Consider the following 15,385-nt stretch of genomic DNA (forward strand, 5'->3'; position numbering starts at 1 on the left):
CTCGACGTTTCTTTGGGGGCGGAGGGAACGGCTGGAGAAATCAGTATAGAGCACCCTTTACGCGGGGTTTATCGTGCTATCGCAGGACCGTAAAAACCAGTCTGGAAAAATGACCTCTCTCATAACGGATCACAACGTCCTTATGGTCACTGGCGTGGCTTGAACTCACGGCATCGGTCTGGACCTGAATCCGCATATTACCCGCTTCCCAGGAGTTTCTGTCGATTTTCAGTGTGTCCGCGCAGGGATCATGCAGCGCGAATGTCACATGGTCTTTCCATGACACCAGCGCCTGTCCCTGTTCGATCGTGACATCAGCCGCAGGGGTGTCAGAAATCCTCAGAGTGCCCACCTGTCCACAGGATGTGCGCCACTGAACGGCCAGAGGGTGGTACTGCGATCCTGCATCCACCCCCCGTTGTAGATGCGCTGTTTCTCCACCTGCCAGAAAATTCCTGTCGACGCGTGCACTTACACTCCGACTGCTGTCGATCCTGCGCGTCAGATCATGCGGCTGCGTCAATGTCAGAAAATCGTTCCCGATGCTGTCAGGAAGCGTAGCTTTCAGAAAGACGAATGTCGGCGCGAACCACAGATCCGCCAGATGCGGTGTCTCAACCGTCATGGTTGCCGGTAATGGAGCCTTCGAACGCGGCACGACTGTTCCAATCCAGTCTCCAACCAAGGCCACATAACTTTCCATGTCCATACCATAAGCACGGTCATAAGGACCGGCCAGGTTTTTCATGGGCGCGCTGTAAAACGTGGCGATATCCAACCATAGTCGCTTCGAAATATCGTCTCCCGACGATTTCATGAAGTTTGTGGATCCGTAGCGTCGCCACAGCCCCAGCCCGAACAGATCCACGCCGTAATAAGTCGGCGAGTTGTATTCCATAAATGACTGGTTCTGACGAAAGATAGCTACCGTATCATGAACCCACTTCTCCCTGATGCCAGCCATTGCACTGTCGCGCCTGTAAACGGCATCTTCGTCAAGCAGTTGTCCGAACATGATCGCTATATTTGTATAGGATGGCAAAAGACGTCTGTTATGCAATTCCCCCTGCACGGCCTGACGAATAGACTCATGCAGACGTTGACGCAGTTCTGGGGGAAGGCGTGATCCAAAGACATGCAACGTCAATGCAAACTCACAGCCGATGAATTCCCGCCAGTTCGGATCATATTCCTTCCAGGCAACCGCTTTTTCCGTCGGCAGCGGCTCATCGGGTGAACGTCGGAAACTGCCGGCCCACGGAGACTCATGGTCTGTTCCATCCTGTGCCGGATACTGATTGTCGAGAATAACGCCCAGAATACGCTCTGCACGCTGCTGGTCTGAAGGGCCGTTTCGCATCATGAGCCCAAACGCATACCAACTGCTTTCGCGTATCGGATGCGACACCGGATGAGATGAACTGAGAACTGTCCCGCGCAACAGACCAACAACAGGATCGTAACGCCCATCCATGGATGCCATGGCCTCTTGAAAAATCCAGCTCTGCCGAGCTTGATCTGAAATACGTGCTTCAGGTGCACTCCATGCAGGCATCGATAAGATCATACCTGCACTCAGACACAGAGCAACGGGCAGGAACCGGGGGAGGCGTGACAAAACCATGGACCTTATATCTCCAGACATAAATTTGTTCAGATCTTCAGGAAAATGCGTCGCCGCCAAAGCAGCAGATTCAAAACAAAGCACAGCCCCACATAAGTAAGAGCCCACCCAAGCGAGGCAATTTTTCCAGCACCGAACATTCCAAAACCATGGTCGTAACTCCACTGCCAGAGCGTGACAGGGAAAGTCCCCTCATGGACGACCAGCGTCGTCATCAAAGCGTGGCCGAGTTCTGAAAAAACGTAAGCAAAAATTGCGTTCGAGCCGAAAATGACGGCACCCCCACAAACAGCCTGCGCGAGACGAAAACGGCCTTGGATCCGGCGGATATCAAACAGTTCGACACATCCGGCGAGAAACAGGAAAGAGGCTCCCGCACAGACCAGGGCATAGGAACTGGTCCAGAGGTTCTTGTTCAGGGGAAACAGGAAAGACCATCCAGCACCGGCCAGGAAAGTAACGCCGCCAAGACAGAGCAGGCGCCAAACCTTCTCCCGGTCATTTTTTTCCTGCATGACAAGTCCCGCCAGTAGCCCGAATAGCGTCGTAGCAACACTCGGAATCGTGCTCAGGAGCCCTTCAGGATCTCGAAAACCATGGTGGAGACGTCCGGTATGAAACAGGGTCTGCGTCAGTGACACACAGGCCTGATCCAGCCAATTTGCAAGATTGTCATGAATATCGAGCAACGGAACCTCCGTTCCTGGCAATCCCAGGCCAGGAAGGGGCATCATGCACAACAAAACCCAGTACAGCAGCAAAAGCCCAAAACTTGTAACAGCGATGGAGACGAAGGATCTGGCATGGACGTAAAATAGAACTGCAACAAAATAACAGATGGCAATACGCTGAAGCACGCCGAAATATCGCATTGTTGTCCAGCCGAATGTCGGAAACACATTAATCAGAAGCCCGATCATGAAAAGGATCAGAGCCCTTCGTGCAGCCCGACAGAAAATAGTCGCGCGTGGAGTTTTCTCGCGAAAGGGGCGCCGCATTGCAAAGACTACCGAACTCCCCATCAGAAACAGAAAATTCGGAAAGACCATGTCCGTCAGTGTCATACCATTCCAGACACTGTGCTGGAGTTGAGAGAACGTATGGGAAGCGTCCATGCCGTCATTAACCAGGATCATGAAAGCGATGGTCAGCCCGCGATCCACATCAATCGCCAGTGAACGACCCTGCTGGGCGTCAGCGACCACACCCTCTTGCACCTTGCCGATAGAACTCATGAAAGGACGATCCCGCTCATTCCGGCTGCCTGAACGGCCGGAATGACTGTAAAAATATCAAAAGATGTGCTCGCCGCCGTCACAGGCCGGTGGAAATGGACGCCATGATGCCGAAATTCGATCCGACATTGTAATTAGGCGAGCTTCCAGAGATGGTCGTACCATAAATACCTTTATACGACCGGGCATTTGCGGTAACTCCGGCAATTCCGGAGAGATAGTTGTTGCCTCCCATATTCTGCATGTTCAACTGGATTTGCGGATGCTTGAAAATACCGAACTTCGGGGCAAGCCGATACCCGAGAGTGGTATTCGCCACCACGTAACCAGGCATCTTTTCGTCGTTCATGAACGTGGCATACTGGGAAGAAAGATAACGAAGCTGGAAATTCCCAAAGAAGCGTCCATCATCATACGACAGCCCAAGAGAAGCCGTAAAATGCGGGCTCTGGACTGCTGTTTTACCCTTTGTACGGAGGTAATCGTTACCAACCTGATAATTATTATCGATCCGCGCATCCAGATACTGCCCGGAAACATAGGGACTGAAATGATGCCAGGGCTGTAAACCAAATTCTACCTGCGCACCACGCACCGTTTCACCTCCCACATTCATCGTCTGATCAATCAGCGTGGTCGTACCGGCAATATATCCGCTGGAAGTCACCTGATGATTCGTCAGGTTCAGGTTAAACAGAGAAGCAGATACATTATAAAGACCGTGATGGCGGAAGCCGATTTCTTCTCCGATTGTATATTCGGGTTTGAGAGAACCCGGTTGCGAAACAGCCGTGGAAGAGGACGGGTCGAAGTCCTGCACTTGTGTCTCGCTACTACCTGGCACGCGGAAAGCTGTTGTGGCGTTGAAATAAACCTGATCGCGCTGCGTAATGTCGAAACTGGCTGCGACCTGCGGAAGCGGTTCGAAATAGTTCCGCACACTCTTGTAAGGGTCAGCACCCGGCATGTCTTCTGTGGCCTGACGCGAGACCATGGCAGCTTTGATTCCGGCCTCAAGATGCAGTCTGTTTTTCAAAAGATTCAATCGATCGGACAAAAACAGTGCATTCGTCTGCTGCAGCAGATTGAGATTATACCCTCTCAGCACTTTGCCATTCTGCAGGATAATGGGGTACTTCCCATCCATATTCGCAACATTGCCGTTCAGATCTACAGTGGAATAGGAATTTTCTTCCCAGTGTGTTGCATAGGAATACCAGTATCCAAAAGAGAGCGTATTATTGCCCCGTTTCCAGTCCAGAGACGTCGTCAGGCCGCTATTCTTGGCATTGTAATAACCAATCCCCATCGCTGTAACCTTGCCATTTACCGTATAAGGCTGGTTCAAGGGACCGGCTGGCTCGGTTCCATAGTAACTTCCGTCAGCAGAAAGATTTGAAGCCCCGGTGGCGGGCGAATACTGAAGAACAAAATATGGCGTTGCGTTGAAGGACAGTCCGCTTCCAAGATCAAGGTGAAGCGGTGCTACGATGGTGATACCATTACGGTTCTTCGTTTGGAATTTGTAATAGGCCGTATCGCCAGGCGTATATTCCTCATTAAAATTGAAACTGCGTCCGTATTCTTTCCACTGAGCCATGGACGGACGTCGAACAGAATTCCAGAAAAGGCGCGTATAGCTGAAAACAACTCCGAAAGAGTTCGATTTACCCCATTCTTTTACGAATTTTGCATCGGTATGATAACGCCGCAGCACACCAAAGCCTCGATCCATATGGCCATGTGTGTTCGAAAATGACAGAAAGCCACGGATTCCTGAGTGTCCAATATCACCCGTATCAAACCTGACGAACTCCTTATTGACGGAATAATTACCGCCCATCAGATCAAGATATCCTCCCATTTTATGAGACGGGTCGATCATTTTCGCGGAAATCTGGCCGCCAACGGTATTATACAGCGGCGCAGTCAGATCAGGCGATCCCTGTGCGACGGTAATACTGCCAATATTTTCGTTATCAACATAAGTGGATGTAAATGGCTCATAATTGAAAGCGTCGGCAACAGGAGCCCCTTCAAACAAATACCCGACTTCCGACTCGTTCATTCCGCGCATTGAGAGCGCGTCGCCCGTCGCACCCATAATATCCTGGCTTTGATAGGCGACACCCGGCATCGCGGAAATAAGCTCGTTGATATTGGCTGTGGGAGACTGCTTTGCTAGATAATCCCGGGTTACAGTACTCTGCGACCGCGGAACCCGCTGCACCCCCATCATTCCCCCACCCGGCGTCGTATTCGTCACACCATTGGCAGAAGTTATACCGGCATGAACGGTCATGGCCTCCTCGGAGCGCGCTTCAAGCGACCGGGGAACGAGACGTTTACTGGAGACCGCCGGAGAGGACTGCGTAGTCGCCCCTCGTCTTTTTCCCTGACCCGAGACTCCTGAAACATGAGTTTTATGAGGATGTTTTGTGTCTGTTGCCGCAAAAGATGCGGTGGCATTCATTGCTGAAATACAGCTTGTCGCAATGAGCAGGCGTCGTTTTGTATACCACATAACCAGACCTCATTTGACGAGAGGATTGTTCCGGATTCAAGACATATTCGATCTCGAATTAATTTCCCATAAGATATTATATGCTCTAAATAAATTTCTTAGAGAACTTATTGGTGGATCTAAAGCCATGAATGAAACAGTTTTTCCCGATGGCATCGCGCGTAACATCGTCGCACTTCTTGCACGGCAAGGAGGAATGACGCGGTCGGATATCGCTTCAAGCCTGCAACTGAGCAAAGGACGTGTATCGGTTATTACGGGCCAGCTTATGTCCCAGGGCATCATCGAGGAATACGCGTACGTTCCGAGCAGCCGGCGTCCGTCATCCCTGCTACGGCTCCATCCGAAATATGCGTCATTCATCGGGATCAGTCTTCACAACCGTGAAGCATCCGCAGTGGTGATTGATCCGAACGGTACGGTTCTGGCGAAGACGTTCTTTGAACGTGGAGATGATTATGAGACAAGCATCCGGCGCATGAGTGAAGCGGTAACAACTCTCAAAAACGAATGTCCGGAGGAAACAAACTTCGCGGCGGTAGGAGTGGCGCTCCCTGCTTATGTCTCGATGGACAAACAGGTCTGTATCACGTCGTCCGTTCTGGGCTGGGACAATCGCGACGTCAGCACGGCGATTTCAAAAGAAGTGGGGCTCCCGGTTTTCGTTGAAAACGATACGAATGCCCTGGCGGTCTACGAAAGCATGTTCGGTGGCATGCGTAATATCCCTGCGTTTGTCGTCATCGCTGTGGGGGATGGAATCGGCGTGGCCTACACAATTGATGGTTCGGTCCATCATGGTGAATATGGAGGTGCAGGAGAACTTGCCCATCTTCCCGTAGCCCGAAGCCTTACTGAGGAGGCGCCCCGTCCATGTCGGTGTGGAAACAAAGGCTGTCTGGAAACAGTTTCCTCATCTCAAGCTATCAGAGCTCGTGCAAAAGAAGTTGGCCTTCCTCCGAATATTCATCTGATCTCTACAAAAGCCCGCGAAGGAGACCCGGAGGCTCTCCGGATCCTGCATACCGCAGCCAATAGTCTGGGTTATGCAGCCGCCAGCCTGATTCAAATTCTGGATCCACGCCACATTATCATCGCGATTGAAGACGACCTACTGCATGGCGTTTTTACCGCAGCCCTGCGACAGTTTATCGAACAGAATCTGATGCCAAGTTTCAATCGACCTGAACGACTTCAGTTTACTTGTTATGACACTCTTGTATGGGCCATCGGGGCGGCAGGTCTGGCGTCAAGAAAGCATCTCTTCCGTTCACACTAACGAGTGCTGGGTTTGAAACAGTTTTATATTGCATGGGTAGAGAACACTGATCGCGAATCAATGCTTACTTCCAAGATATTTAATATAGAACAGAATAATGATCAATCCGTCTTCAACTCAAACCTTCGGAACATACCTTATTAAGGATCTATAGTTTCCTTTATTAAATTCAATCATAAAATTTTGAGCGTTTTGTTGACGATTTTCAAGGTGTTTCTGCAGTGACGCCGCGCCAGGGATGCAACCAGCCCAGGCCTTCGGATGTCGAAGCACGCGGGTTATATTCGCATCCGATCCAGCCACGATAACCGGCACGGTCCAGCAAAGCGAAAAGATAGGGGTAATTGACCTCACCTTCGTCCGGTTCATGCCGATCGGGAACGCTGGCCGCCTGAATATGGCCGATTGATTCAAACAGAGCCTCCAGTCGCACCGCAAGGTCACCCTGCATGATCTGCGCGTGATAAAGATCGAACTGGATCTTCACATTATCTGCCCCGATCAGATCACAGACCTTCTTCGTTTCTTCCTGATAGTTCACAAAATACCCGGGCATGTTACGCGTATTGATTGCCTCCAGAACGATAGTCAGCCCAAGAGACTTCGCCTGTGAGGCCGAATATTCAATATTCCGCAGATAGGTTTCCATCTGTCGTGCATACGGGATGTCATGATCGCGCAGGCCGGCCATGACATGCAGTCGGCTGTTCCCAAGAACCTGAGAGTACTCCAGTGCCAGCCCAATCGTACGCTGGAACTCCTCTTCACGTCCCGGGAGTGCCGCCAATCCACGCTCCCCCTGCTCCCAGTTTCCAGGAGGAGCATTAAATAGCGCAACATGCAGATCGTTTCCCGCTACGCGGGCCTTCAGGTCCTGCCTGTCAAAAGCATAGGGGAACAGAAATTCGACGCCTTTGAACCCATCGCGCGCGGCGGCGTCAAAACGCTCGAGAAATTCAAGCTCCGGGTAGTTCATGGTCAGGTTTGCGGCAAAAGCAGGCATGGCACGAGACTTCCTTTGTGATGAATTACGAGACGAACGGCCACAGGAGGCAGGTTGCCAGAAACCCCAAAATGCCAAGGGTCGTTGTTAGAACAGTCCAGGTCCGCAGACCGTCTGCAACATCAATTCCGGACAGTTTTGTGAAGATCCAGAACCCTGCGTCGTTCACATGAGACACCGATAGTCCTCCCCCCCCCCATAGCAAGAGCCAATAGAGCAAGTTGGTTGGGACTGGCATGCATCTCAGAAATCATCGGACCGAGAATTCCGGCGGTCGTCACAAGAGCCACCGTCGTAGACCCCTGCACCGCGCGCAGGATCATGCTCAAAATGAAAGCCAGTGCGAGGACAGGCAGTCCGGTTGTGCGAAGCATGTCGGAGATGACGTGGCCAATGCCACTTTCCACCAGGATATTTCCGAATACGCCGCCACATCCCGCAATCAGGATCACCATTGCGACGCCAGGCACTGCTGAGCCGATAACGGTCGAGACCTGTTCAAAACTCCATCCCCGGCGCAGTCCCAGCGTATAGCCTGCAAGAAGCGTATCAAGCAGAAGAGCTGTTATCGGCGAGCCAATGAGATGGGCCGTTCCTGCGTAGGAAGATCCGGACGGAAGAAAGATCGACAACATAGTCCCGAGCATGATGAGGACGATCGGAAGCAGGATCAGGCCTACAATCAACCAGAATCCGGGAGGCTCCGCCAAAGGCAGTGCGTGAATAGACGACTCTGGTTCAGCTTTGAACGTCTCGCCTTCACATCCGCTAATCGCTGAGCGAATATCTGGCGCGTAAGTGAACTCGCGTCGCGTCATACGCTGCGCAATCAGGGCACCTGCTCCACAGACGAGCAGGGTTATAGGCACCCCAAATGCCAGAATACGCCCCATATTCGCGCCAATCTGAGCCGCAGCAGCGGCAGGACCTGGGTGGGGTGGCAGGAACGAATGCACCGTCAACATGGCCGCGCACATCGGAAGTGCGAAAACCATGAGAGAGCGCCGGGTCACGTTCGAAACACCATACAGCAGAGGCATGACCATGATCACGCCAACCTCGAAAAAGACCGGAATGCCGATCAAGAAACCTGCGAGCGTCAGTGCAAGCGGGACGCGTCTGTCCCCAAAACGGGCGATAAGATCACGCGCGAGAACCTGAGCGCCACCTGAAATCTCAACGATTTTCCCGATCATGGCCCCGAGGGCAATGATAATGGCGATATGTCCCAGCGTTTTGCCCATCCCTGCTTCAATTGCAGGCACGATCTTGGCCGCCGACATCCCAGCAAAAAGAGCAACGAACATGCTGACGATCAGCAGCGTCAGGATCGGATGAAGCTTGAAACGGATAATCAGCACCAGCATCAGCACGATGCCGGCAATGGCGCTGGCCAAAAGAACCATCGGGGTCATATCAGGATCTCTCCTGCTTTCGAAAAGGCCAAGTCAGTCCCATTTCACCCCGAACACAGCCGCAATTTCCGCAAGTGCGGCATCATCCAACGGCGCGGGCCGTGGCGTGGTCATCAGCCAAAGGCGCGCCGTTTCTTCGAGTTCCGCCAGTGCATCACTGGCACTTGTCACGCTGCTGCCCCACACGACGGGTCCGAGCCGATCCAGCATGATGCCGTTGACAGAGGAAGCCAGTTCGGCCACCCGGGCTGCCGCTTTCGGTGAGCCCGGACGTTCATAAGGAATCAGCGGGACACGCCCGATTTTCATGACCTGATACGGCGTGATCGGGGGCAGGATGGCATTTTCGGCGTCCACCCCCGCCAGGGTCAGCGCAACAAGATGGGTGGAATGCGTGTGGATGATCCCGTTGCAGTCCGGTCTCTGCTCATAAATCCTGCGATGCAGAGTCACCGTTTTGGAGGCGCGTGGCCCGGAAACCTGATTTCCTGCAAAATCGGTTTTAGCAATTCCTTCAGGCGTAAGACGTCCCAGACACACATCCGTGGGCGTAATGAGCCATCCGTCCGAGAGGCGCGCGCTGATATTTCCCGCACTTCCGCTTGTATGCCCGCGCGTATACAGATCCCGCCCAATCGCACAGATTTCCTCGCGGCATGCTCTTTCATCAATCATGACTGATCTCCTGACAATGCCCGCAGCGCCTTTTCAAAGAAGTCAGCCTCACCGAAATTGCCTGATTTCAGGGCGAGTGCGAGCGACATGTCGCCCGTTGACACGGTTGCAGGAACGCCTGGTGCAATCGGCGCGCCGATACGCAGGCCTTTGACGTCAAGAGACTGGACGACGGCTCCTGACGTTTCTCCACCGGCGACGACAAAACGTCTGACACCCCGATCTCTTAAAGACCGTGCGATAAGGCCCAGCGCGTGCTCGACCATTTCTCCCGCCTTCTGGGCTCCTATTGCGGCCTGTACCTGCCTGAGTTCATCGGCCGGGCTGGTTGCATAAATAAGGACGGTCTGATCGGTATGAGCGTCGAAGAAGGCGATCGCCTCCTCTACAACCGGCTCACCGGCAGCCAGTTTCATAACATCAATCCGGTATGCTGGCCGCTTTGCCTCAATCCACCGTGCCACCTGAAGATTTGTTCTCAGCGAACCACTGCCGGCAAGCACAACGTCCTTTCCTGCCACGACCGGCAGAACAGCGGCATCAGCACCGGACAGTTCGTTATTCGTCCTGAAATTTTCGGGCAGCCCCAGCGCAATCCCCGACCCGCCCGTAATCAGGGTATGATCATGGCAGGCCTGTCCGATCACTTTCAGATCAGCTTCGGAAATCGCATCGACAACAAGGAGGGTAGTCCCCTCAGCCTGGGCCTGTTCGATTGCTGCCCGGACATGTTCCGCGCCCTTCAGGACAGTCGGAAAATCGATCAGTCCAACAGTTCCCTTTGACTGCGCCTGAAGCACGCGTACGAGATTGGCATCCTTCATCGGTGTCAGAGGATGGTTCTGCATCCCGCTTTCATTGAGAAGCGCATGACCGACAAAGAGATGGCCATTATAGACCGTACGCCCATTAGCGGGAAAAGAGGGCGCGGCAATCGTGACCTGCTGGTCTAAAGCTCTGGCCAGAGCTTCCGCAACTGGGCCGATATTGCCATGTTCCGTGGAATCAAAAGTAGAGCAGTATTTGAAAACAATCTGTCGGCAGCCTGCGGCCCGCAGGAAGTCCAGAGCGGCCAGTGACTGCTCCACGGCGTCCCCGGCGGCAATCGTGCGCGATTTGAGGGCGACGACGATAGCTTCGGCATCCGCGATCATCGGATCGTCTGCCTCAGGAATACCAATACTCTGCACCGTTTTCATACCGGCACGGACCAGTGTGCTGGCAATGTCGGTCGCGCCTGTAAAATCATCAGCGATACAGCCGATAAAGGCCCCGCGCCCGCTCATGCTTTTTCTCCCCCATCGGAAGAGGGAAGCGTGATTCCGGGAAAAATCTTGATGACTGCCGAATCATCTTCCCGACCATGTCCGGCCGCAGACGCGTTGAGGAACATCTGATGCGCGGTCGCCGCCAGAGGCAGGGGAAATTTCGTCCGACGGGCCGTATCAAGCGCGAGACCAAGATCCTTGACGAAAATATCCACCGCTGACAGCGGCGTATAATCTCCTGCAAGAATATGGGGCACCCGGTTTTCGAACATCCAGGAATTGCCGGCACTATTGGTGATGACTTCATACAGGGTCACCGGATCGGCGCCTTCGCGCAGGCCCAATGCCATGGCTTCGGCGGCCGCTGCGATATGAATCCCCGCCAGATGCTGATTGACGATTTTCACACGCGTGCCGACACCGACCTTAGTCCCGAGCCGATAAACCTTGCCAGCCATGGCAGGCAGAACCTTTTCGGCACGGATGTAAGCGTCTTCGGGCCCGGACGTCATCAACGTCATCTCGCCGGAAGCCGCCTTGGCGGCCCCCCCGGACATTGGCGCGTCCAGCAACCAGATATCATGCTTTCTCAGACGCGCCTCGAGCCCCTCAATGAAGGCTGGCGCTACGGTCGCACAGGAAATGACCAGAGAACCCGGTTTCAGCGCCTCGACTGCTCCCTGCTCTCCGAAGAGGACCTGCTCGGTTTGCTCTGCGTTCACGACCTGAATGATCAGGACGTCACAAGCCTCGGCGAGAGCGGTGGGCGCAGTATACGCCTTCCCTCCTTCAGCTTCGAACGCAGTCAGCGCTTCCACACGCACGTCATATGCACCGACACGAAACCCTGCACGCAGCAACGATTTCGCGACACCATGACCCATCGCTCCAAGGCCGATCACTCCAATCTGACCGGCCTGATCCTTACCGTGCATCGCCATTCCCCATCTGAACCGTTAAAGTGTTCCTTGCACCCTCCGTACAGAGCAGAGGCGCCTTAAGGAGAATAGTTCACAGATTTTATGATAGGTCTAATGCAAAAAACGTTATGTTTCATGTTCTTCATGTTATGTTGAGTTCATGCAAGAGAAGCAGCTTTTACCCCCCTCCTGGTTCGTCGATATCCGGCTGAAATTCCGGCATCTCCAGCTATTACAGGCTCTTTCACGCCACAACACGCTTCAGAATGCCGCTGAAAGCCTCGGTCTGGCACAGCCAGCCGCGTCACGGCTTCTAGGGGATCTCGAAGATGTGATTGGTATCCCCCTTTTTCAGCGGGAAGGACGCCGCCTTGTGATCAACGCATATGGCAGCGTCCTGACCCGACACGCCAACAACCTGCTCGATGAGCTTGACCGCACCCGGGACGAATTCAATGCCCTGCTTTCAGGCGGAGCAGGGAACGTCTCCATCGGTGCCATTGACGGACCCGTTGTCGACCTGCTGACGACGGCCGTGCTCAATATCCAACGAGACAATCCGGACATATCGCTCGAAATCCGTACCGGATCGAGCATTGGTCTTTTTCATGATCTGATGAACGGGGATATCGACATCATGATTGGTCGTCCGCCAGAAGATACGCGGAGCATGGCGTGTCATTATACTCCAATCGGGGAAGAACCCATGGTCATCGCGGCGCGTCAGAACCATCCTCTTTTCAGGAAGGCGACGCCGGTTCGACTGGAGGACATGGCACCTTTTCCCTGGGTCCTGCAAAGAAAAGGGGGAAAATCACGCAGCAGGCTGGAGAGCATCTTTCAGGACAGAAACCTACCACTCCCAAAAGACATCGTCGGCAGCGACTCTCTGGTGATGACACTCGCTTATCTGGAAAAAACAGATGCGCTGACCGTGCTCTCCGCTGCGGTCGCCAATCAACAGGCCAAATACAGGCAGATCCAGATTATGTCGTCCGATGTGAACATCGCCATCAGTTCATACGGAATTCTGATGCTCAAATCGCGCAATCAGTCCCGCCCCACCATGACGGTTCTTGACGAACTGGAAAAAACGCTGCGCCCGGTGACGGGGCGCTGAGCCTAGTACCCTATGTCCTGAGAGGGAATCCCGGGCGTCTGGCGAGACACCCGGTTGGCACCCTAACAACTGGGTTTGAACAGCGAAGTTTCGTCAAATGTGGAGAATACGAAAGACCTTTAAGATCCCTCCAACCATTCAAAATACTCATTTCAGCTCATATTCATTGAATACCAGGTCCTCTGAGCCTCCATTCGTAATAACATATGTCCCGGGATCAATGAGAAATGCATCCGCATCCTGGGTTGTAATTTGCGTCACAGTTGAATTTTTCTTGGTAGAAATAATCCTATTTCCTTTAAATACTACACGAACACCCGGCCCTTTTACCGTGTAAACACCTGTACTTTCTCCCGGTTTCAGCTCAACGTGCCAGCCATAGACAGTGGGTTTGTCCAAGGCCAATTTGAATCCTTTAACATCAGATCGATCTCCTGCACCGAAGCCCTGTGGACCGTTCTTCTTGATCTCAAAAGCAATCTGATGGTTGAGAGTTGTACCTGTATTGGTAATCCTATCCACTTCGGATTTACCTTGATGAGGTCCGAAACGAATATGACCTGTTTCCATAACAGCATATTTCACCGGTTGACCAATATACTCAACTTTGACCGGGCTGCCGCTAATATGAGTATTCACATAATCCAAATGCTGCTCATGCCACATTGTACGAACGCCCGGAAGCAACAGCACACGCATTACTCGAACGTCTTTGGTTTCATATATGACGTGATGTAATGGCTCATCTTTCGTTTCCACTACAGGCTCCCCATCTGGCCCTTTCGATGGGAAAGCATATCCACACCCCACAGATGAGAGATACAACGCCAAAAAAAGAACCAACGAATAACGACCATTAATATTCATGATACGACTCCCATTTATATTTGTTTCATCATTTACATGAGAGGCCATTTTTTTAGATGCACCCCTATAACCCATGCCTAATATCCATTCACAAAAGCCGCCCCAACTGTAAGGTCTACAGAGCTGAATACTTGTTTCAATCACCTGCAGGCCTCCTTTCATCCGTTGTTGCCTGCCGGATCTTCGCCACTTGTGGCGCCGTCATTGCCGCTCCGTGATTGCCCCAGCTCTGACCAAGAAAAGTGACAAGATCGGCAATCTGCTGATCGTCCAGAACTTCCCGGTAGGAGCCCATCACCAGAGATGACGGCGCAGCCGAAACTCCGGGAAGCCGTCCGCCACTCAAAATGATATGAGCGGTGGAAGTTGCATCCGGTCCCTGAAGGACCGGGTTCCCGGCAAGAGGGGGAAATACGCCGGGATATCCCCGTCCGTCCGTCCGATGGCAGGCCGCGCAGCGATCAACATAAATCTTCGCCCCTTCCGACGGCATCTTTCCGGCGAATAACTGGCGTGACACCGCATCATCATAACGGAACGTCTCGACCGAAACGCCTGGCGGCGGACCAAGCGTCTTCAGGAAAGCCGCGATCGCCGCCAGATCATGGTCATTCGTCAGAGAGGTCGAGTGCGTGATGACACCGTTCATCGCACCGAATGTCGCGCCATGCCTGTTACGCCCCGTTTTCAGGAAAGCCACGATATCCTCGGAGGTCCAGCCCACAAGTCCACCGGCGTCATCACTCCGAAGACTGGGCGCAACCCAGTTGTCTACGATGAAGCCGCCGGACAGATATTTCGGCCCATCCGCTGCAGTCTGAGCCTTTTCGGCGAGAACGAGATTGCGAGGCGTATGGCAGCTTCCACAATGCCCGGGACCTTCCACAAGATAACGGCCACGCTCGACCAGAACATCGGTCGTCTCATCATGAGAGGCAGATGGTAATGGAGGCGCAGGTGAAGGCGCAAAAAGCAGACGCCAGATCGCCAGAGGCCAGCGTGCTGACAATAACCATGGAATATCAGGCGCCCGGTTCTTCAGGCTAACCGGCGCAACACCCTGCGTGAGGTAGGCGTAAAGGGCACGCAAATCCTCATCCGTCATTTTCGAATAGGACGGATACGGCATCGCCGGATAAACGCTCGACCCGTCTTTTCTGATCCCGCGACGCATGAGACGCACGAAATCATCGTAGCTCCAGGTACCTATCCCGGTGTCACGATCAGGCGTGATGTTGGTGGAGTAAATTGCCCCGAGCGGCGACTGAAGGGCCAGTCCACCCGCCAGATACTTGCCATCATGAGCGGTATGACATGCTTCGCAGTCGCCCAGAACAGCGACATACGCTCCCCGTTTGATCAGATCTGCATCATCGGCATATGCCCCGGATGACTGCAGAACGCAGATCGCTCCCGCCAGTACCGGAAGAAGGCGCCGTTTCATTGTTTTCCGCT

The 15,385-nt window shown here is 53.3% G+C and carries 13 protein-coding genes; 2 read left to right on the forward strand and 11 right to left on the reverse strand.

The features are described 5' to 3' along the window. Positions 1-76: 76 nt before the first annotated feature. From GKA01_RS01880 to GKA01_RS01890, 3 genes are all read right to left on the reverse strand, one after another. Positions 77-1,483: a hypothetical protein gene (locus GKA01_RS01880; RefSeq protein WP_146858689.1), complete on the reverse strand. Its 1,407-nt coding sequence runs from the start codon at positions 1,481-1,483 to the stop codon at positions 77-79. Positions 1,484-1,653: 170 nt separating this feature from the next. Further along, on the reverse strand, positions 1,654-2,859 hold the full coding sequence (locus tag GKA01_RS01885; protein WP_146858691.1) for an acyltransferase family protein: 1,206 nt from the start codon (positions 2,857-2,859) through the stop codon (positions 1,654-1,656). 79 nt (positions 2,860-2,938) lie between these two features. Then, entirely contained in the window at positions 2,939-5,161 is a 2,223-nt protein-coding gene (locus GKA01_RS01890; protein ID WP_167506300.1) for a TonB-dependent receptor, read from the reverse strand. A gap of 136 nt (positions 5,162-5,297) precedes the next feature. Between GKA01_RS01890 and GKA01_RS01895 the strand changes: the two genes are divergently transcribed. After that, on the forward strand, positions 5,298-6,662 hold the full coding sequence (locus tag GKA01_RS01895; protein ID WP_146858695.1) for an ROK family transcriptional regulator: 1,365 nt from the start codon (positions 5,298-5,300) through the stop codon (positions 6,660-6,662). Between the two features lie 205 nt (positions 6,663-6,867). On the opposite strand, the gene otnI is transcribed toward GKA01_RS01895, so the two are convergent. The 6 genes from otnI to ltnD are packed head-to-tail and all read right to left on the reverse strand — an operon-like array spanning position 6,868 to position 11,958. Continuing rightward, positions 6,868-7,665, reverse strand: a complete 798-nt coding sequence (gene otnI, locus GKA01_RS01900) for a 2-oxo-tetronate isomerase (protein WP_146858697.1) — start codon at positions 7,663-7,665, stop codon at positions 6,868-6,870. Between the two features lie 25 nt (positions 7,666-7,690). After that, the gene (locus GKA01_RS14060) at positions 7,691-7,843 is read right to left on the reverse strand and encodes a GntT/GntP/DsdX family permease (protein ID WP_371859239.1); all 153 of its coding nucleotides are present in this window, start codon (positions 7,841-7,843) and stop codon (positions 7,691-7,693) included. Further along, entirely contained in the window at positions 7,788-9,080 is a 1,293-nt protein-coding gene (locus GKA01_RS01905; protein ID WP_208653384.1) for a GntT/GntP/DsdX family permease, read from the reverse strand. Before GKA01_RS01905 ends, GKA01_RS14060 begins: the two co-directional genes overlap by 56 nt. Before the next feature lie 33 nt (positions 9,081-9,113). Further along, the gene (gene otnC / locus GKA01_RS01910; RefSeq protein WP_146858699.1) at positions 9,114-9,755 is read right to left on the reverse strand and encodes a 3-oxo-tetronate 4-phosphate decarboxylase; all 642 of its coding nucleotides are present in this window, start codon (positions 9,753-9,755) and stop codon (positions 9,114-9,116) included. Continuing rightward, positions 9,752-11,041: a 3-oxo-tetronate kinase gene (otnK, locus tag GKA01_RS01915; protein ID WP_146858701.1), complete on the reverse strand. Its 1,290-nt coding sequence runs from the start codon at positions 11,039-11,041 to the stop codon at positions 9,752-9,754. Before otnK ends, otnC begins: the two co-directional genes overlap by 4 nt. Next, positions 11,038-11,958, reverse strand: coding sequence for an L-threonate dehydrogenase (gene ltnD / locus GKA01_RS01920; protein ID WP_146858703.1), 921 nt, complete (start codon positions 11,956-11,958; stop codon positions 11,038-11,040). The genes otnK and ltnD overlap by 4 nt, the downstream gene beginning before the upstream one ends. Positions 11,959-12,103: 145 nt before the next feature. Between ltnD and GKA01_RS01925 the strand changes: the two genes are divergently transcribed. After that, a complete protein-coding gene (locus GKA01_RS01925) occupies positions 12,104-13,063 on the forward strand; it encodes a LysR family transcriptional regulator (RefSeq protein WP_146858705.1) in 960 nt (319 codons plus the stop codon). A gap of 147 nt (positions 13,064-13,210) precedes the next feature. Here the strand turns inward: GKA01_RS01925 and GKA01_RS01930 are convergent, their stop codons facing one another. Together GKA01_RS01930 and GKA01_RS01935 are read right to left on the reverse strand one after the other, a co-directional pair. After that, on the reverse strand, positions 13,211-14,074 hold the full coding sequence (locus tag GKA01_RS01930; RefSeq protein WP_208653385.1) for a hypothetical protein: 864 nt from the start codon (positions 14,072-14,074) through the stop codon (positions 13,211-13,213). Next, entirely contained in the window at positions 14,067-15,374 is a 1,308-nt protein-coding gene (locus GKA01_RS01935) for a c-type cytochrome (protein ID WP_146858707.1), read from the reverse strand. The genes GKA01_RS01930 and GKA01_RS01935 overlap by 8 nt, the downstream gene beginning before the upstream one ends. Positions 15,375-15,385: the final 11 nt, after the last annotated feature.

The sequence above is a fragment of the Gluconobacter kanchanaburiensis NBRC 103587 genome, from assembly GCF_007988905.1.
Lineage (GTDB): Bacteria > Pseudomonadota > Alphaproteobacteria > Acetobacterales > Acetobacteraceae > Gluconobacter > Gluconobacter kanchanaburiensis.

Coding starts and splice junctions, on each gene's coding strand:
- otnC (WP_146858699.1), bottom strand. CDS start 9,755: ATGATTGATGAAAGAGCATGCCGCGAGGAAATCTGTGCGATTGGGCGG.
- otnK (WP_146858701.1), bottom strand. CDS start 11,041: ATGAGCGGGCGCGGGGCCTTTATCGGCTGTATCGCTGATGATTTTACA.
- ltnD (WP_146858703.1), bottom strand. CDS start 11,958: ATGCACGGTAAGGATCAGGCCGGTCAGATTGGAGTGATCGGCCTTGGA.
- GKA01_RS01890 (WP_167506300.1), bottom strand. CDS start 5,161: ATGACCGTTCATGCCGGTATAACTTCTGCCAATGGTGTGACGAATACG.
- GKA01_RS01925 (WP_146858705.1), top strand. CDS start 12,104: ATGCAAGAGAAGCAGCTTTTACCCCCCTCCTGGTTCGTCGATATCCGG.
- GKA01_RS01885 (WP_146858691.1), bottom strand. CDS start 2,859: ATGAGTTCTATCGGCAAGGTGCAAGAGGGTGTGGTCGCTGACGCCCAG.
- otnI (WP_146858697.1), bottom strand. CDS start 7,665: ATGCCTGCTTTTGCCGCAAACCTGACCATGAACTACCCGGAGCTTGAA.
- GKA01_RS01880 (WP_146858689.1), bottom strand. CDS start 1,483: ATGGCATCCATGGATGGGCGTTACGATCCTGTTGTTGGTCTGTTGCGC.
- GKA01_RS01935 (WP_146858707.1), bottom strand. CDS start 15,374: ATGAAACGGCGCCTTCTTCCGGTACTGGCGGGAGCGATCTGCGTTCTG.
- GKA01_RS01905 (WP_208653384.1), bottom strand. CDS start 9,080: ATGACCCCGATGGTTCTTTTGGCCAGCGCCATTGCCGGCATCGTGCTG.